General features: G+C 65.9%; 16 protein-coding genes and 1 pseudogene. 12 read left to right on the top strand and 5 right to left on the bottom strand.

Annotated elements, in window-relative coordinates; all coding sequences use genetic code 11:
• The first annotated feature begins 131 nt into the window (after window positions 1–131).
• Window positions 132–1,733: a methyl-accepting chemotaxis protein gene (locus LMJ30_RS08485; protein ID WP_229431907.1), complete on the top strand. Its 1,602-nt coding sequence runs from the start codon at window positions 132–134 to the stop codon at window positions 1,731–1,733.
• Between the two features lie 4 nt (window positions 1,734–1,737).
• Here LMJ30_RS08485 and dsbG read toward each other — a convergent pair whose 3' ends face one another.
• The gene (dsbG, locus tag LMJ30_RS08480; protein ID WP_229431906.1) at window positions 1,738–2,499 is read right to left on the bottom strand and encodes a thiol:disulfide interchange protein DsbG; all 762 of its coding nucleotides are present in this window, start codon (window positions 2,497–2,499) and stop codon (window positions 1,738–1,740) included.
• Window positions 2,499–3,338: a TlpA family protein disulfide reductase gene (locus LMJ30_RS08475; protein WP_229431905.1), complete on the bottom strand. Its 840-nt coding sequence runs from the start codon at window positions 3,336–3,338 to the stop codon at window positions 2,499–2,501. The genes dsbG and LMJ30_RS08475 overlap by 1 nt, the downstream gene beginning before the upstream one ends.
• A 105-nt stretch (window positions 3,339–3,443) precedes the next feature.
• On the opposite strand from LMJ30_RS08475, the gene LMJ30_RS08470 reads away from it, so the two are divergent.
• The 3 genes from LMJ30_RS08470 (at window position 3,444) to LMJ30_RS08460 (ending at window position 6,102) form a co-directional block, all read left to right on the top strand.
• Entirely contained in the window at window positions 3,444–4,109 is a 666-nt protein-coding gene (locus tag LMJ30_RS08470; protein ID WP_229431904.1) for a response regulator, read from the top strand.
• A complete protein-coding gene (locus tag LMJ30_RS08465; protein ID WP_229431903.1) occupies window positions 4,106–5,425 on the top strand; it encodes an ATP-binding protein in 1,320 nt (439 codons plus the stop codon). Before LMJ30_RS08470 ends, LMJ30_RS08465 begins: the two co-directional genes overlap by 4 nt.
• 101 nt (window positions 5,426–5,526) lie before the next feature.
• The gene (locus LMJ30_RS08460; protein ID WP_229431902.1) at window positions 5,527–6,102 is read left to right on the top strand and encodes a DUF302 domain-containing protein; all 576 of its coding nucleotides are present in this window, start codon (window positions 5,527–5,529) and stop codon (window positions 6,100–6,102) included.
• On the opposite strand, the gene LMJ30_RS08455 is transcribed toward LMJ30_RS08460, so the two are convergent.
• A complete protein-coding gene (locus LMJ30_RS08455) occupies window positions 6,103–7,005 on the bottom strand; it encodes an HTH-type transcriptional regulator ArgP (protein ID WP_229431901.1) in 903 nt (300 codons plus the stop codon).
• Between the two features lie 111 nt (window positions 7,006–7,116).
• Here LMJ30_RS08455 and LMJ30_RS08450 point away from each other — a divergent pair, with 111 nt between their 5' ends.
• Genes LMJ30_RS08450 through LMJ30_RS21920 form a run of 3 tightly spaced genes read left to right on the top strand, consistent with a single transcriptional unit; the run spans window position 7,117 to window position 8,866 of the window.
• Entirely contained in the window at window positions 7,117–7,761 is a 645-nt protein-coding gene (locus tag LMJ30_RS08450; RefSeq protein WP_229431900.1) for a trimeric intracellular cation channel family protein, read from the top strand.
• Window positions 7,761–8,402, top strand: coding sequence for a penicillin-binding protein 2 (locus LMJ30_RS21925; protein ID WP_443094041.1), 642 nt, complete (start codon window positions 7,761–7,763; stop codon window positions 8,400–8,402). The genes LMJ30_RS08450 and LMJ30_RS21925 overlap by 1 nt, the downstream gene beginning before the upstream one ends.
• Window positions 8,387–8,866, top strand: coding sequence for a penicillin-binding transpeptidase domain-containing protein (locus LMJ30_RS21920; RefSeq protein ID WP_443094040.1), 480 nt, complete (start codon window positions 8,387–8,389; stop codon window positions 8,864–8,866). Before LMJ30_RS21925 ends, LMJ30_RS21920 begins: the two co-directional genes overlap by 16 nt.
• Here LMJ30_RS21920 and LMJ30_RS08440 read toward each other — a convergent pair.
• Complete coding sequence (locus LMJ30_RS08440) at window positions 8,863–9,348, bottom strand: Rv1443c family protein (RefSeq protein ID WP_229431899.1); 486 nt, start codon at window positions 9,346–9,348, stop codon at window positions 8,863–8,865. The two genes, LMJ30_RS21920 and LMJ30_RS08440, sit on opposite strands and share 4 nt — an antisense overlap.
• A 155-nt stretch (window positions 9,349–9,503) precedes the next feature.
• Here LMJ30_RS08440 and LMJ30_RS08435 point away from each other — a divergent pair.
• The 3 genes and pseudogenes from LMJ30_RS08435 to LMJ30_RS08425 all read left to right on the top strand — a co-directional run.
• Window positions 9,504–9,635 (top strand): annotated as a pseudogene (locus tag LMJ30_RS08435) (ferritin-like domain-containing protein); the annotation flags it as partial.
• Between the two features lie 146 nt (window positions 9,636–9,781).
• Window positions 9,782–10,435, top strand: coding sequence for a DUF488 domain-containing protein (locus tag LMJ30_RS08430; protein WP_229431898.1), 654 nt, complete (start codon window positions 9,782–9,784; stop codon window positions 10,433–10,435).
• Between the two features lie 108 nt (window positions 10,436–10,543).
• Entirely contained in the window at window positions 10,544–11,494 is a 951-nt protein-coding gene (locus LMJ30_RS08425; protein ID WP_229431897.1) for a general stress protein, read from the top strand.
• Between the two features lie 93 nt (window positions 11,495–11,587).
• Here the strand turns inward: LMJ30_RS08425 and LMJ30_RS08420 are convergent, their stop codons facing one another.
• Entirely contained in the window at window positions 11,588–12,073 is a 486-nt protein-coding gene (locus tag LMJ30_RS08420) for an Lrp/AsnC family transcriptional regulator (RefSeq protein ID WP_229431896.1), read from the bottom strand.
• Between the two features lie 72 nt (window positions 12,074–12,145).
• Here LMJ30_RS08420 and ilvB point away from each other — a divergent pair, with 72 nt between their 5' ends.
• Both ilvB and LMJ30_RS08410 read left to right on the top strand, forming a co-directional pair.
• Entirely contained in the window at window positions 12,146–13,903 is a 1,758-nt protein-coding gene (gene ilvB / locus LMJ30_RS08415) for a biosynthetic-type acetolactate synthase large subunit (protein WP_229431895.1), read from the top strand.
• Window positions 13,904–14,004: 101 nt separating this feature from the next.
• Window positions 14,005–16,713: a bifunctional diguanylate cyclase/phosphodiesterase gene (locus LMJ30_RS08410; RefSeq protein WP_229431894.1), complete on the top strand. Its 2,709-nt coding sequence runs from the start codon at window positions 14,005–14,007 to the stop codon at window positions 16,711–16,713.
• The last annotated feature ends 1 nt before the right edge of the window (window position 16,714 follow it).

The raw sequence follows: 16,714 nt of genomic DNA, 5'->3' as shown, positions 1-16,714 counted from the left end.
ATCACTTGCGGACTCGCCATGTGGAACGGACGCCACATCGGGATGGATTTCAGTATTTCGCAATAGCAATTATATGCGCACGGAGCGATAATTAAATTTCTCTGTGGCAACTCATTTTTGGAGCATTTGCAGTGAAACTTAAAACCAAACTATGCCTGACCGTGGCGCTCTGCTTCGGCCTTTTCCTGCTGGCGCTGTCCGCCGCGCTGGTGGCGACCTTCAGCGCCAAGGATAAATTCGAACAGTTCATCAACCAGGACCAGGCCGAACTCCAGACCGCGACCACGATGTATGCGCAGGGCCTGCAAATGGGCCAGGCGCTGCGCAATGTGGTGATGGACCCGGCCAACCGCACCGCCTACAAGAACCTCGACGACGCGGCCGCGGAATTCGGCCGCCAGCAGGAGCGCGCCATCGAACTGCTGGCTAACAGCCCGGCGGAACTCGCCTCGTTCAGGGAGATCATCGCTCTGCGCGCGAAGCAGCAGCCGATCCAGGCCCGGATCGTTGCGCTGGCGGCCACCGACCAGGCGAGCGCGATCGCCATGATCGCCGCGGACGAAACGCCGGTATGGCGCCAGATCCGCGAGCGCCTGACCAAATTCTCGAAGGCCAAGAATGAGGCGGTGGCGGTGACCCGCGCCGAAATGGAGGCGTTTACCAGCAAGATGGTGACGGTCAGCCTGACCCTCGCGGTGCTGGCGCTGGTGTCCGGCGCCGCGCTGATGGGCTGGCTGATCACCAATGTGATGAAGCAGCTTGGCGGCGAGCCTGACTATGCGGCCCGGATTGCCCACGGCATCGCCGAAGGCGACTTTTCGGTGCCGGTCGAACTGCACGGCAACGACGCGACCAGCCTGCTGTACTCGATGGATGCGATGCGGGTGCGCCTGAGCCAGACCCTGCACGATGTGCAGCAGGCGGCGCAGAGCGTCAATGTGGGCGCGCGCGAGATCTCGGTGGGCAATGCCGACCTGTCGGCCCGCACCGAGGAGCAGGCGGCCAGCCTGGAAGAAACCGCCAGCTCGATGGAAGAAATGACCAGCACCGTCCACCAGAACGCCGATAACGCCCAGCAGGCCAAGCAGTTCGGCAAGAGCGCCGCCGACATCGCCATCCAGGGCGGCGCGGTGGTCGGCCGCGTGGTCGAGACGATGGCCTCGATCAAGGACGGCTCGCGCAAGATCGTCGAGATCATCAGCGTCATTGACGGCATTGCGTTCCAGACCAATATCCTGGCCCTGAACGCGGCCGTGGAAGCGGCCCGCGCGGGCGAACAGGGCCGTGGCTTTGCGGTGGTGGCCGGCGAAGTGCGCACCCTGGCCCAGCGTTCGGCGGCGGCGGCAAAGGAAATCAAGGAACTGATCGGCGACTCGGTCAGCCGGGTCGACGCCGGCAGCGCGCTGGTCGACGAGGCGGGCGCCACGATGCAGCAGATCGTCACCTCGGTGCAGGCGGTCACCAGCATCCTCGACGAAATCGCCGCCGCCAGCCAGGAACAGAGCGCGGGGATCGAGCAGATCAACCTGGCGATCACGCAGATGGACGAAGTCACCCAGCAGAACGCCGCGCTGGTCGAGGAAGCCGCAGCCGCGGCCCAGAGCATGCAGGAACAGGCCGAGCGCCTGGCCGCCGCGGTGGCCCAGTTCAAGCTGGCCTCGTCCGCTGCTGCGCCGGCCGCTGCGCCGGCGCGCATGGCTCGGCCGGCGCAGCGCCTGGCGCTGGCCGCTTGAGCGCCTAGCGCGGCCCGAGGATCTGGGCCAGCCTGGCCGGCTGCGGGGCGCCTTGTTCAATGTGCAGCAGGCCCGCGCTGTCGAGGTACATGATGGCCGGGGTGGCGCCCAGCTCCATCTGCTGCATCAGGGTGTGGTTGCCCTGTAGCTGGGCAGCGGCGCGCGCCGGCACGGAGGCAAGCGCGCTTGCCTCGCGCTTGCGCGATTCGTGCGCGTGCAGCGCCGCCGCCGGATCCCTGGCCGACAGCAGCGCGGCCGCCTTGCCGGGGCTGGTCGGCCCCAGGATGCCGACCATGATGTGGCGCAGCTGGACCTTGCCACTGTCGATCCACGGGCGGGCGTCCTTCCAGAACTTGTTGCAGTACGGGCAGTTTGGATCGGTAAACACATAGACTACCCGCGCCGCCTTGGCGCTGCCGTCGGCGATCCAGGCGCTGGCAGCCAGCTCTTTCCAGGTTTTTGCCGCCAGCGGCTTGCCGACCAGCTTGTCGAGTTGCGGCTTGCTCATGTCTTCGCCGTGCGCGCCCACCATGGTGCCGAGGATCGCGTGTTTGCCGTCCGGCGTCATGTAGATTGCCACCGGGCGCTTGCCGGCCATCGCCGCATAGGCAGCAAGCCCGCCGGCGGCCTTGAACGGCGCGACAATCTCGACGCCTTCTTGTTGCAGCGCCTTCACGGCGGCGGGCAGGTCGGCGGCCGCCAGCGGCGCGGCAAGGGGGAGCAGGGCGCAGGCGAGCGCGGCGCGGGGGGCAGTTGCAAAATTCATTATCTGGTGTCTCCTTTGGGTGGTGAAGCGGTGGTGCGGATCTTGGCCAGCTTTTCGGCCAGCGAGGCGTCGGAGACGGCGCCGAGGTGGGCGTCGACCAGCTGGCCGGCGGCGTCGAAGAACAGGGTGGTGGGCATGCCCGACGAACCGACCGCGCGCGCGGTGGCCGATTGCGGGTCGAGCAGGACGTTATCGAGCTTGAGGCCATGGGTGCGCAGGAACTGCGAAACCGTGCCGGCCGATTCGCCCTGGTTGGTAAACACGAAGCTGATGCCCATGTCGCGCTGCTGGGCGGCGGCCAGCACCGGCATCTCGCGGATGCACGGCGGGCACCATGTGGCCCACAGGTTGATCACGGCAGGACGGCCGCGCGCCAGCTCGGGCAAGGCGACAGCGGCGCCGTCGAGCGTGGTGAGGGTCACTGCCGGGATCGATTTGCCGTGCTGGACCTGTGTCAGCGCCGGCGCACCCGACATGAACCACGCCAGCGCGCCCGCCAGCACGCCGGCCGCGAGCGGGTTGCGCAGCGCAGGCTCGCGCTTGGCCCGGAAGGCGCCGTACGCCAGCGCCGACCCAAGGGCCGCCCAGGCCAGGAAGCCGCCGTCGCGGATGTCGAGCATGGTCAGCGGCGCCTTGCGGTACTGGTCGAACCAGACGGCGACGAAGGCCACGCGCCCGGTTACCATGCCGACCAGCAGCATGTCGGTGAGCAGCGGGGCGATGCTGGTTTTTTTGCGCCAGCCAGCCACCTGGCCGACGATCGCGGCGGTCAGGAGGCTGAGCAGCATGAGCAGGTGGACGCCCTGGATGCTGAACGGTCCGAGATTGAAGGTATTCATGGTGCCGGTTTGGTAAGGAAAAACAAGCATGCTGGACCATGCCGGTTAAGCGCGCGTTAACGCTGGCATAATTCCAATGCACCATACTGCGCACGAGGAGGCGCCATGCGGGTATTGCTGATTGAAGACGATGAACTGATTGCCCACGGCATCCTGGCGGGGCTGCGCGCGCACGGCCTGATCGCCGATGCGGTGTCGACCGCATCGCAGGGGGCTTCTGCTATTGCCAACCTACATTGCGACATCGTCATCCTCGACCTCGGCCTGCCCGACGAGGACGGCGCCAGCCTGCTGGCGCGTATCCGCGCCAGGGGCTTCTCCGTACCGGTGCTGGTGCTTAGCGCGCGCGATACGGTGGAAGACCGGGTCGCGCTGCTGCGCGCGGGTGCCGACGACTACCTGCTCAAGCCCTTCGACCTCGGCGAGCTGATCGCGCGCCTGCATGCGCTGGCGCGGCGCGTGGGCGGGCGCAGCGTCGACCTGATCGTCGCGGGGCCGCTGTGCCTCGACCCGGCCGGCGGCGAGGTCACCCTCGACGGCAAGCCAGTGTCGCTGTCGCGCCGCGAATTTGCACTGCTGGCGGCACTGCTCCATGCGCGCGGCAGGGTGCTGAGCGCGGCGCAGCTCAAGGACCGCCTGTACGACTTCAGCGAGGAAATCGAGAGCAATGCGCTGAGCGTGCATATCCATCACCTGCGCCGCAAGCTCGGCCCGGGGCTGGTGGAAACCGTGCGCGGCATGGGCTACCGTTTCGGGAGCGCCGGGCTGTGACGCTGCGCCTGCGCCTGCTGTTGATGATCGGCGTGTCGATGCTGCTGCTGTGGGGCGCCGTCTCGGTATGGATGCTGAAGGGCGTCGAGGAAGAGATGAAGAGCACGCTGGACCGGCGCCTGGCGATGTCGGCCAACATGGTGGCCGGGCTGATGTCGCAGAACCCCGCGGCCTGGGCCGGCACGCCGGGACGGGTGGCCACCACGATGCCGGTGCCGGGACCGCCCACCGGCATCATGTGCCAGGTGTCGCTGCGCGGCGAAGTGGTGGCGCGCACGCCAGGGGCCAGTTCGGCCGCGATCGACGCCGCACCGCTGGGGTACGCCGAGCGCGAGGTGCGCGGCCTGAAGTGGCGCACCTATACGGTCGAGGCGCACGGCCTGCGCGTGACCACCGCCGACCGCATGGCCGAACGCGACGCCCTGCTGGACGACGTGATGGCCGCGGCCGTGGTGCCGTTCGCCGTCGCGCTGGGCGGCAGCCTGCTGGTGCTGTGGTTTGGCGTGGGCAGCGGGCTGTCGCCACTGGAGCGGCTGCGCCAGGTGCTCGAACGGCGCAGCCCCGACACGCTGGCGCCGATCGCCGGGGTCAGGGTGGCGCGCGACTTGCGGCCCTTCGTCGACACCCTCAACGCGCTGCTGGTGCGGGTCGGCACGGTGATCGGCCGCGAGCGCCGCTTTACCAGCGACGCCGCGCACGAGTTGCGCACCCCGCTGACCGCCATCAAGACCCACCTGCAGGTGGCGCGCATCACCCGCGGCGCCGATGCGCAGCAGGCGCTGGACTTTGCCGAAGAAGGCGTGGGGCGGATGCACCACACGCTGTCGCAGCTGCTGACACTGGCAAAAGTCGAAGGCGCCTTTTCGTGGGAGGATGGCAGCCGCGCCTGCGCCAACGAAATCGGCCGGCTGGCCGCGCGCGATGCGGCGCCGGGCGGCGGGGTGCGGATCGACACCAATCCAGGCTGCGACGAGGTCGAGCTGGCGGTGCCGCACGCGCTGGCGGTGACGGCGCTGCGCAACCTGCTCGACAACGCGCTGCGCCATTCGCCCGGGCCGGGCAGCGTGTCGCTGGCGGTCGTGTGCCGGCCCGGCGCGGTGGACTTTTGCGTCAGCGACGCCGGTCCCGGCTTGCCGGACCAGGAACACGCGCTGGCGACGCAACGCTTCTGGCGCCGCCAGAGCGGCAGGGGCAGCGGCCTGGGCTTGTCGATCGTGGCCGCCATCGCCGAGCGCTTCGGCGGCACGCTGGCGTTTGCCCACAACGCCGGCGGCGGCCTCGCGGTCACCTTGTCGCTGCCGCGCGCTGGCGCCTGAGGCGGCCCGCACGCAACGCCGGGCTTGCGTTGGCGGCGCGCAGCCACTATCCTCCCCGTTCGGCCGACGGCCGGGCTCAACAACGATGACGGGGGCGTGGAATGCATAAGGTGGTACGGATGGGTGGCGCGGTGGCCGTATTGGCGGCGAGCCTGCTGGCAGCGGGATGCGGCACCGTGCGCACGGCCGCCAACACGCAGCCCGGCGCCGCAGCCGAGGCGGGGCGGATGGTGTCGGCGTGGGTCGACTCGGACGGCGATATCGCCGCCGCCACCACCTGGTCGCGCAAGGTCAGGCCCGGCGTGACCATCGCCGAGATCGAGGAGGCCTTTGCCAGCGTTGCTGCCGAAGACAATATCCGCGCCGCCGGCGACATGCCGATTTCAAAAGAGATTGAACTGCGCACCGGAAAACCCGAGAAATTCCTCAAGGTGTATTCCTACTGCGATCCGGCGGCGGCCCAGCAGATGGTCCGGTTCAGCCCGGCCATGGCGGCATTTCTGCCGTGCCGGATCTCGGTGGTCGAGCAGGACGACGGCTACTGGATCTACACCATGAACATGGACATGCTGATCAAGATGGGGCGCAAGCTGCCGCCCGACCTCGGCGCGACCTTGCAACGGATCCGCGCGACCTTGCAAAAGATGCTCGACAGGGGCGCGGCCGGCGAGTTCTGACTAGCTCGTGCCCTGCCTGAGGCTGGCGCGCGCCGCGTCGACGATCTGCCTCGACAGGCGTTCCATGCGCGGCGATTGCAGCTTCCACGCGTGCCAGTAGAGCGCGACGTCGGTGGGATGTCCGGGCGCCAGGTCGACCAGCGGCGGGTGGCTGCCGCCCGCTGGCGGGAGCAGCCATTCGGGCACCATGCCATAGCCGATGCCATGGCGGACTGCGGCGAAGTGGGCCTCGATGCCGGGCACGTAATGGCAGGGAAAGGCGCCTTCCGGCAGTCCCAGGTGGGTCAGCAGGAAGCTCGACTGCAGCGTATCCTTGCGCGTGTAGGCAGCCACCGGGGCCAGCCGCGCCGCCTCGCGCGTCAACCCGCCAGGCAGCCAGCGCTGCTGGAACGGCTGGCTGGCCATCAGGCGGTAGCGCATCGCGCCAAGGGGCTCGGCACTGCAACCATGCATCGGCTGGGCAACCGTACTGACGCATCCGGTCACCATGCCCGTCTTCAGCAGGGCGTAGGTGTGGTCCTGGTCCTCGACGACCAGGTCGAGCAGGATCTGGTCCTTCACCAGCAGGCCTGCCAGCGCCGGGAAGAACCAGGTGCCAAGGCTGTCCGAGTTGAGGGCCACCGACACCGCCAGCGGGCCGCTTTCCTGGTCGAGCAGGTCGGCCTGCAGTTCCACTTTCAGCAGGTGCGCGCGGCGCAGGTATTGCAGTAGCCGCTGGCCCATCTGCGTTGCCCGGCATGGCCGCGTGCGCAGGACAAGCGCGGCGCCGAGTGCGATCTCCAGCGCGCGCACCCGTTGCGATACCGCCGAAGGCGTCAGGCTCAGCTTGTCCGCGGCGCGTTCGAAGCTGCCCAACTCGGCAACCGCCTGGAAGGCGTCGGTTTGTTTAGGGTCCAGGTTCATCGACAAAGATTAAAAAAGATTAAGCATAGACGAAGAATACTTAATTTTATTCAAAGTCGCAGGCCGGTCGTCCAGAATTGCAGGCGTTCCCAGCAACCGCCCGATGACCCAATGACCTTGCTCGACATGATTTACCCGCTTGCGATCGCCGCCGAGGCTGCATCCGGCGCCCTGATGGGAACGCGGCGGCAGATGGACCTGTTCGGCGTTTCGGTGATCGGCACAGTTACCGCACTGGGCGGCGGTTCCATCCGCGACATGCTGCTTGGGCACTATCCGCTGGGCTGGGTGGCGCATCCGCAGTACCTGCTGTTCACCATCGCCGCCGCCGTCGCTGCCGCCTTGCTGGCCGGCTCGCTGCATCACCTGAAGCGCGCGTTCCTGCTGCTTGACGCCTTGGGCCTGGTGGCGTTCACTGTCATTGGCTGCAATATCGCGGCCGGCACCGGCGCCCATGTCGCCGTGGTGGTGGTGATGGGCATGATCACCGGCGTGTTCGGGGGGCTGCTGCGCGACATCCTGTGTAACCAGGTGCCGCTGGTGTTGCGGCGCGACTTGTACGCCACTGTCTCGATGGTGACAGGGGTGCTGTACGTCGGCCTGCTTTACTTCGGCGTTGGCCCTGACCTCGCCACCGGCGTTGCGCTCGCCGTCGGGTTTTCGCTGCGCCTGCTCGCGATCCGCTTCTCGCTCGCGCTGCCCGTGCCGGACGCCGGCACCGGCGCCTTTGAAGCGCTGCCGGACGAGAGGGCCTGATGGCTGCTGTGCGCAGCACCAGCGGCAAAGGCCTGCAATTTAGCAGCAACCCGGTGCTGGCGCCCCAGCTGCCGGCCTGGCGCTCGCGGCTGGTGCTGTTCTCCATGTTCGCGATGTTCGCCTTGCTGGCCGGCCGCGCGGCCTGGCTGCAGGCGGTATCCAACGATTTCCTGCAGGAGCAGGGCGCTTACCGCTACGCGCGCACGCTGGAGCTGCCCGCCACGCGCGGCCGCATCCTTGACCGCAATGGCGACGTGCTGGCCTCATCGCTGCCGGTAAAGGCGGTGTGGGCGATACCGGAAGAGGCGGCGCGCGCACCTGCAAACAAGCTGCGCGAACTGGCGCGCCTGCTCGATGTCAGCGATGCCGACCTGGCGGGAAAACTCGCTACCGGCCGCGGCTTCGTGTACCTGAAGCGGCAGGTCGGGATGGAAAAGGTTGGCCAGGTCGTCAAGCTTGGCATCCCCGGCGTCCATACACGCAAGGAATACAAGCGCTATTACCCTCACGGCGAGCTGGCGACGCACATCGTCGGCTTCACCAGTGTCGACGACGCGGGCCAGGACGGCATGGAGCTGGCCCACCAGGACAGCCTGAGCAGGCCACCATCAGCTACGGCCACGGCATGTCCACGTCGCTGATGCAAATGGCGCAGTCTTACCTGGTGTTCGCGCGCGACGGCGACATGATCCCGGTTACCTTGCTAAAGGCCAGGTCCGGGGCGCGTGCGCGGCCGGTGATTTCAAAACAGACCGCGCGCGCTGTGCGGACGATGATGGAACTGGCCACTGGCCCCACAGGCACAGCGCCGCGCGCCCAGGTGCCCGGCTACCGCGTGGCGGGCAAGACCAGCACTGCGCACAAACCGGTCAACGGCCGCTACACCAACAGGTATGTGTCGGCGTTCGTCGGCTTTGCACCGGTGTCGGAGCCACGCATCATCGTCGCGGTGATGGTCGATGAGCCGACCGTGGGCGGCTACTTCGGCGGGCGCGTGGCCGCGCCGGTGTTCTCTGCGGTGACGCAGGACACCTTGCGCACCTTGAACGTTGCCCCCGATTCCCCGGTAGACGACATCATTGTGCCGAACGACCCCGCGATCTAGGAGTGCCGCCCAGGCAGGCCCGCGGTTGCCGTGCCGGCGAAGCGGCGCGCGATTACCGCGTGCCGATGGCCGAAGAACTGCTTGACGAACCACGCCACCAGCGGCGACGCGAAGCGCGGCGAAAACTCAAGATTGTCGGTGACCCGCGCGCCGTTTCGCGTCGGCGTCACGACGCGCTCGTGCCGCCACATCCGCATTGAAAACAGCGGCGACTGTTCGACGAAGCGGTAGCCCGGGCCGAGTTCGACAAAGGTTAGTTTGGACATGTCCATCGGAAAAATGCCGAGCAGCAGGAAGTGGCAGCGGCAGAGCGGCTTTCCCAAAGCGGTGTCTTTGTCGATATGGTTCAGCCCTTTTGGGAAAGTGATTTTCAGGACAGGCCACATTTCAGCCTGAATGCCCTTGATCGAGGTCGACCACGACCAGACCTCTTCGGGAGAAGCCGGTACTTCGGTTGTAAAGGTAAGGCGTACTTTCGTCATCCCGCTTCCACGTCGTTGGTTCAGTATGCTGGGATTTTGAACTCGTTCAGGATTTCCTTCCGTTAGCTAAGTCGCAGTTCTTGCCAATTGGCGGCGGGAACGCCGCTCCGTGTGCCGTGATCCAATATTGGACGTCAACAAAAAACCGAACGTTCGCTGGTCTTTGCGCCGTGCCACTGTTCGCCAACCGCGACTAGTCGAAAGCGGCGGCCAGCATCCTCGGCGACGAGGCGTTGCAAGGGGCGGTGCTGCGCAACGCACCGGGCGAAGCGCCGGTGCCGTCGGCTTCGTGTCCTGATATGAAAAGCGCCATTCTGGCAGCGATGGTATTGTTATCGCTTCCAGCTGGCGCCGCCGCGGGGCCGGCAGCATGGCGGCGTTTCCGTACCCGGATGCGATGAAGGCGCCAGCCGGCCCGAATGCAGGGAGATCAATGGCAAACGATGAGCGTATGGAGCAGGCACTCGATGAAGCGCTGCGCGAGAGCTTTCCCGCCAGCGATCCGGTCGCCATCAACATCGCAGCGCCCGTCCGCCTGGCCGGCGGCGCGGTGGCTCCGCTCATCTGCACGATCGGTCATTCGAACCGTCCACTGGAAACCTTTTTAGATCTGCTGCTGCAAAACGGCATCACCCGGGTGCTCGATGTGAGGACGGTGCCGCGCTCGCGCCACAACCCGCAGTTCGGGCAGGAACTGCTGCCGGCCTCGCTGAGGCAGGCGGGTATTGCCTACACCCATATTCCCGCGCTGGGAGGATTGCGCCGCGCGCGCCCAGACTCGCCCAACATGGGCTGGCGCAACGCCTCGTTCCGCGGCTACGCCGATTACATGCAGAGCACCGCGTTCCAGGATGAAGTGGCGCGGCTGGCCGCCGCCGCAAGACAGGAAAACTGTGTGCTGATGTGCGCCGAAGCCGTGCCCTGGCGCTGTCACCGCTCGCTTGTCGCCGACGCGCTGCTGCTGCGCGGCGTGCGGGTGGAACACATCATCGGGCCGGGCGCGCGCAAGAAACATGCGCTTACACCGTTTGCGCATGTTGCCGACGGCAGCATCACGTATCCTGCCAGCCAGGCGCCGGAAAGCTGAAACCCAACGGTGCGCGGAGGTGCGGGGAATTGCGCTATTCTCAATTGTGTAAACGCTATTGACTTGCGGGCATTGCTGCTCAAGTGTTCAACAATGGGAGGATTCATCATGCAACATACTTTGATTGCCGTATTCGATAACCGCGCCGACGCCCAGGGCGCCATGGATGAACTGCTGCTGTCGGGCTTCTCCCGCGAAAACGTGCGCATGTCCGAGGACACCAGCGCCACCGGCGACTATGCCGATGCCGACCGGACCGAAGACGAAGGAATTGGCGCCAGCATCAAGCACTTCTTCAGCGATTTGTTCGGCAGCGATAACGACTTCCGTTCAGACAAGTACTCGACCGCCATCAGCAAAGGTCACCACCTGGTGACCGTTTCCGCATTGGACGACACGGCGGTCGAACGCGCAGCGGACGTCATCGAGCGCTTCAACCCGGTTGACATCGACGAGAAGGCAGCCGAGTGGGGTGTTCCTTCGACGCCGAGTGCGGGCGCGATGCGCATGGGAAGCACCGGCGCCATGCAGCGCTCACAAGGGACATCGCTGCAGTTCGAGGGCGACCGCAACCTGTTTGCGCAGCAGTCGCTGAACGACGAGCGGCCCATGGGGCAGACTTACCAGGAACCGATGGGGACCAACGGCGAACTGTCGGTGGGCAGCTTCGGCAACCCGCACGGCGAAAGCCTGAGCGGATCGCTGCAGCAAGACACCAGCGCAAGCGGCGACAGCGGCATGGCCAGTCGCCGCGAAGTGCGGCGCGGCGGGGTGCGGGTTTTCTCGCCGCTCGGCGCGGACCGGCCGAACCTGGATGAGGACTACTATGTCAGCCACTGGGAGCGCACCTACAGCGCCACCGGCGATTCGTTTGACGACTATGCGCCAGCCTACAGCTATGGCCATGAAGTGGCGATGATGTACCGCGGCCGTCCATGGGAAGACGTCGAGTACGATGTCCGCAGCGGTTGGGAATCGCGCCAGGCCTCAGCTGGCGAGTCGACCTGGGACAGGTTCAAGGACGCGATCCGCCATGGCTGGAACCGGCTGACGCACTAAGCCGGCAGCATCAACAACAAGGGCGCTTCGGCGCCCTTTTTTTCGCTTGAATGGACCTGATCGCCCGGGGGGCACAGCAGTACGAAAGCCTGGCTAGTCCAACGGGGTTTCCACTTTCTTCAAAGTGCGCAAGACGAAGCTCGATTTGCTGTGGCGGATGCCCGGTATCTTGTAAAGCCGTTCGCGCAGCAAGCGCTCGTAATCGCGCGTGTCCTTGACGGCGATGCGGATGAAGTAGTCGTAGTCGCCCGAGATCAGCAGCGCTTCGAGCACCTCCGGGATAGACTCAAGCGCGCGGCCGAATTCGTACAAGGTTTCCTCGCTGTGGCTCTCCAGCGTGACCTGGACGATGACCGTGTCCTGGTAGCCGATGCGCGCCAGGTCGACTTTCACCGTGTACGACTGGATCGCGCCGGAATCGGTCATCTTCTTGATCCGGTTCCAGCACGATGTGGTCGACAGTCCCACTTCCTTGCTGATCTCCTGCAAGGGCGTGCGCGAATCCTTCAGCAGGATGCGCAGGATGTGCAGATCATAAATATCGAATGATTTTCCGATTTCCTGCTCATTTTCGGTCATTTTTTCAGTCCTAGGGGCGAATATGCTGAAATTATGAAGCACTTTCAGCCCTCGCGTGGATAAAATTTATGCATGAAAATTGACTCCATTGACCAGTTGCTGGACCATCCCGACGCCTCGCCCACGGGCGCGCGCGTCCTTCTCCATACCCTCATCGCAGCCGGTGTCGACACCGTGTTCGGTTACCCGGGCGGCGCGGTATTGCCGCTCTACGATGCGCTCCAGCAGGAGCCGCGCTTGCGCCACGTGCTGGTCAGGCACGAGCAGGCCGCCGTGCATGCAGCCGAAGGCTATGCGCGCAGCACCGGCAAACTCGGCGTCGTGTTCGTCACTTCCGGCCCGGGCATCGCCAATACCACCTCGGGCCTGCTCGATGCACTCAGCGATTCCATCCCGATCCTTTGCATCAGCGGCCAGGTGGCGACCAGGTCGATCGGCACCAGCGCGTTCCAGGAATGCGATGCCCTCGGCATATCCAGGACGGTCACGAAATGGAATGTGCAGGTTCGCGACGCCAGCCAGATCGCGCAAACCGTGCAGGCGGCGATCCGGATTGCGACACGCGGCAGGCCCGGCCCGGTGCTGGTCGACGTTCCCAAGGACCTGCAGGCGGCGCAGGTAGTCAACCCACTGGCGCCTGCTCCGTACGCGGATTTGCCTTCACGCAGACTGTCCAGCGCGTCGCTCGATGCGGCGGCTGACCTGATCAGGCATGCGCGCCGCCCGGTCTTTTATGGCGGCGGGGGACTGGTCAATTCCGGCGACGCCGCCTGCCTCAAGTTTGCCGAGCTGGTCCAGCGAAAGCGCGGCCCCTGCACGCTGACCCTGATGGGGCTTGGCGCATTCCCCGCGTCCAGCGACTTGTGGCTGGGTATGCTCGGCATGCACGGCACACTCGAAGCGAACCTGGCGATGCACCAATCCGACCTCGTGGTGTGCGTCGGCGCGCGCTTCGACGACCGCGTTACCGGCAAGCTGCCAGATTTCTGTCCGCATGCCCGCGTGATCCACATCGACATCGATCCGCGCTCGATCGACAAGGTGGTGAAGGCGGATGTGGGGCTGGCGGGCGACTGCGATACCGTGCTGGCCGGGCTGCTCGAAAAACTCGACGCGGCGCCGATCGACCATGCGCTCACGGCAGACTGGTGGAAGCAGATCGCCGCATGGCGGGCCGAAAACTGCCTGGCCTTCGACAAGGCATCGCCAACCATCATCCCCCAGCAACTGATGGCAAGCCTGGCCGGCCAGCTTGGCGGCAAGGACGCCATTGTCTCGACCGACGTGGGCCAGCACCAGATGTGGGCCGCGCAATACCTCCGGTTCGACAAGCCGCGGCGCTGGCTGACCTCGGGCGGCGCCGGCACGATGGGCTACGGTTTGCCTGCCGCAATCGGCGCGCAGGTCGCGCATCCGGATAAGACGGTTGTGTGCGTTACGGGCGACGCGTCGATCCTGATGAACATCCAGGAGCTGGCGACCGCCGTGCAGCACAAGTGCCCGGTGAAGGTGGTCCTGGCTAACAACGGCTGCATGGGCATGGTCCGCCAGTGGCAGGAGCTGCACCACGAGGCCCGTTACAGCCACAGCTACTCCGAGGCGATGCCCGATTTCGTCGCGCTGGCGCGCGCCTTCGGCTGGAACGCCAGGCGGGTCGAACATGTTGGCGAACTGGAGGCAGCGCTGGCCGAGTGCCTGTCCTCGGACACCCCGTACTTCCTGGACGTCGTGGTCGAGCGGGCCGAAAACTGCTTCCCCATGATTCCATCCGGGCATGGCCACCATGAGATGTTGCTGGCAAAGGACACGTGGTACCGCGCCGGCCCCTGACAACGTTTCGCCGCGCATGTCATGCTGCGGAAACAATTGCCGTTTAGCATCTTGTGCTTCTGCCAGCTCTTTCTGGCAAACGTACAAGATCCAGGACGGCGATGGCAAGGCAAGCTTTAAACGACCCCACACCGATCAGCGGCGCGCGTCCATCGCTAATCGCCTCCTTGTTCTGGCCCGTTGCGGCGCTGATCCTGATCGTGGCGGTGTGGTCGACGACCATCGTGCGCGCCAACGCCGAACGTACCGAAGCTGACAAAAACACCCGCCGCGAAGCGAACGCCGCGGCGCAAGCCTACGAGCAGTATGTCACCCGGTCGGTCGCCCAGATGGACCAGGTGTCGATGCAGCTCAAGCAAAGCTGGGAGCAGTCGAACGGCAGGCTGCGGCTCGAACACCTGACGCGCGACGGCATGTTCCTCGACAGCGCCTTCATCTCGGTCAGCGTTGTCGACGCGCGCGGCAAGGTGGTCAGCTCCACCCAGCCTGGCGAACTCAACGCCTCGTACGCGCGATCGGCGTTTTTCCGCTACCACCGGAACAACAACTCAAGCTCGCTGAAGATCGATACGCCGCTAGCGTCGGAGACGCAAGTTCACCCTGCGGTCCTGTTCAGCCGGCGCCTCGATACGCCCGATGATGATTTCGACGGCGTCGTCGTGCTCACCGTGCCGTCGGATTACCTGACGTCGTTCTACATGCCTGCCGCGCTGGGGCGCGACGGACTGGTCGCCACCGTCGGCACCGAAGCCGGGCTGCGGCTCGAGCAGCAGGCACGCGCGGGCGCCGCAACCGCTTTCCCGCGCGACGCGGCGTTATGGGCGGCGCCTGCCGGCGTGCTGCTCTCTGCGGCAGGGCAGTTCCCGGACGGCCAGGCCCGCTTCCTGGCGTGGCGCCATTCGCCTGTCTACCCGCTGGTCGCGCTGGTCGCGCTCTCGAAGAGCGAGGCGATGGCCGCGGCCGAAACCTACTGGACCGATGGCCGCAACGACGCCGCGTTTGCGTCCTTCTGCCTGGCGCTGATCGCGGCGTTGGCGACCGTCCTGTCGCGCCGCGCCGCACACCGCCAGAGCGCGCAGGAAGACGTCCGGCTGGCCTACAGGACCGCCACCGAAAGCGCCAACGACGGCTTCTACATGGCGGCGGCACTGCGCAACGAGGCCGGAGTGATCGTCGACTTCGAGATCGTCGACTGTAACGAACGGGGCGCCTATTTCTACGGATCGTCGCGTGCGGAGCTGATCGGCAAGCGGCTGTCGACGATCGACGCCGGCGTCTTCGGCAATGCACTGCTGGACACCTACAGCGCAGCGATGACCTCGGGCTTCTACGAGGACGAACGCGAGATGCCAGCGGACGCCCGGCTGAACATCCGCTGGGGCCACCGCCGCCTCGTGCGGGTCGGTAACGGACTTGCGGTGACGCTGCGCGACATCAGCGAGCGCAAGGCGCATGTGGTTGAACTGGAGCGGCTGGCCAACGAAGACATGCTGACCGGGCTTCCGAACCGCCACTGGCTGATGGGCTTCCTGCCCGGCGCGATGGCCGCCAGCCGCAGCGAATCGACTGAGCTGTCGCTGCTCTTCATCGACCTGGACGAATTCAAGCAGGTCAATGACCTGCACGGCCACGCTGTCGGCGACCAGCTGCTGAAGGCCTCGGGCGAACGCCTGCGCTCATTGCTGCGGCCAGGCGACCATGTCGTCCGCTTCGGCGGCGACGAATTCATCGTCCTCCTGATGCCGTCCGATGCACAGCAACAGGCCGCGCGCGTGGCCGAGCGCATCATCAGCGCGTTCCAGGGTCCATTCACGATCAACGGCGAACCGCTACAGGTCGGCGCGTCCGTCGGCATCAGCGTCTTCCCGCACGACGCGGCCGACGCGGCATCCCTGATCAAGCACGGCGACATTGCGATGTACGCCGGGAAGACCGACGGCAAGGGCCAGTACCGCTTTTTCGAGGCGTCGCAATCGCGCCTGATACAAAGCCGCCTCCAGCTGAAGCACCGGCTGCTTGAAGCAATCGAGCTTGACCAGTTTGTGCTGTACTACCAGCCGCGCGTCGATGCCTTTACAGGCGAAGTGTGCAGCATGGAGGCGCTGGTGCGCTGGATTCATCCCCAGCATGGTTTGGTGTCGCCGCTGGAGTTCATCCCGATGGCCGAGACGACAGGCCTGATCCTGCGGATAGGCGAAATGGTGATGGAGAAGGCCTGCCGCCAGATCGACGCGTGGCGGCGCCAGGGATTGCCGGTGGTGCCGGTGTCGATCAACGTCTCGCCCAAGCAGTTCGCGCGTGGCGAGGTGCACCGCCAGCTTGCGGTCTACCTCGACCGGCACCAGGTTCCTGCCAGCTTGCTGGAAGTGGAAATCACCGAGTCGGCGATGATGGGCGAGCAGGAAGACGTGCTGGCGGAACTCGGCGCGATCCGGGCGCTGGGCGTGAAGCTGCATGTCGACGATTTCGGCACCGGCTACTCGTCACTGTCGCAACTGCAGAAGCTGAAGATGGACGTGCTGAAGGTGGACCGCGCGTTCACGTCCGAGCTGGGCAACTCGCGCGAGGGGAGGGTGTTTTTCCAGGCGATCGTCTCGATGGCGCATGCGCTGGGGATGTCGGTGGTCGCCGAAGGCGTCGAGACGGCCGAGCAGCTGTGCATCCTGCAGGAGCTGGGATGTAATGAGGTGCAGGGCTACTACCTGGCGCGGCCGATGCCGGCAGCCGACATCCCCGCCGTGCTGGAGCAGGGGCTCAGGTCCTCCGTCGTTCCCGCGAAAGCGGGAACCCATACTGAGCCTGCCCTGTGAT

Origin of the sequence: Massilia agrisoli, from assembly GCF_020831365.1 — a bacterium.
GTDB lineage: Bacteria > Pseudomonadota > Gammaproteobacteria > Burkholderiales > Burkholderiaceae_D > Telluria_A > Telluria_A agrisoli.
Note: the sequence above shows the minus strand (reverse complement) of the source record. Positions and strands in the feature narration are given on the sequence as shown.

Excerpts from the sequence above, each read along its gene's own strand:
- LMJ30_RS08440 (WP_229431899.1), bottom strand. The coding sequence starts at position 9,348 with ATGACGAAAGTACGCCTTACCTTTACAACCGAAGTACCGGCTTCTCCC.
- LMJ30_RS08425 (WP_229431897.1), top strand. The coding sequence starts at position 10,544 with ATGCAACATACTTTGATTGCCGTATTCGATAACCGCGCCGACGCCCAG.
- LMJ30_RS08450 (WP_229431900.1), top strand. The coding sequence starts at position 7,117 with ATGACCTTGCTCGACATGATTTACCCGCTTGCGATCGCCGCCGAGGCT.
- dsbG (WP_229431906.1), bottom strand. The coding sequence starts at position 2,499 with ATGAATTTTGCAACTGCCCCCCGCGCCGCGCTCGCCTGCGCCCTGCTC.
- LMJ30_RS08410 (WP_229431894.1), top strand. The coding sequence starts at position 14,005 with ATGGCAAGGCAAGCTTTAAACGACCCCACACCGATCAGCGGCGCGCGT.
- LMJ30_RS08430 (WP_229431898.1), top strand. The coding sequence starts at position 9,782 with ATGGCAAACGATGAGCGTATGGAGCAGGCACTCGATGAAGCGCTGCGC.
- LMJ30_RS21920 (WP_443094040.1), top strand. The coding sequence starts at position 8,387 with ATGTCCACGTCGCTGATGCAAATGGCGCAGTCTTACCTGGTGTTCGCG.
- ilvB (WP_229431895.1), top strand. The coding sequence starts at position 12,146 with ATGAAAATTGACTCCATTGACCAGTTGCTGGACCATCCCGACGCCTCG.
- LMJ30_RS08455 (WP_229431901.1), bottom strand. The coding sequence starts at position 7,005 with ATGAACCTGGACCCTAAACAAACCGACGCCTTCCAGGCGGTTGCCGAG.
- LMJ30_RS08470 (WP_229431904.1), top strand. The coding sequence starts at position 3,444 with ATGCGGGTATTGCTGATTGAAGACGATGAACTGATTGCCCACGGCATC.
- LMJ30_RS21925 (WP_443094041.1), top strand. The coding sequence starts at position 7,761 with ATGGCTGCTGTGCGCAGCACCAGCGGCAAAGGCCTGCAATTTAGCAGC.
- LMJ30_RS08460 (WP_229431902.1), top strand. The coding sequence starts at position 5,527 with ATGCATAAGGTGGTACGGATGGGTGGCGCGGTGGCCGTATTGGCGGCG.
- LMJ30_RS08420 (WP_229431896.1), bottom strand. The coding sequence starts at position 12,073 with ATGACCGAAAATGAGCAGGAAATCGGAAAATCATTCGATATTTATGAT.
- LMJ30_RS08475 (WP_229431905.1), bottom strand. The coding sequence starts at position 3,338 with ATGAATACCTTCAATCTCGGACCGTTCAGCATCCAGGGCGTCCACCTG.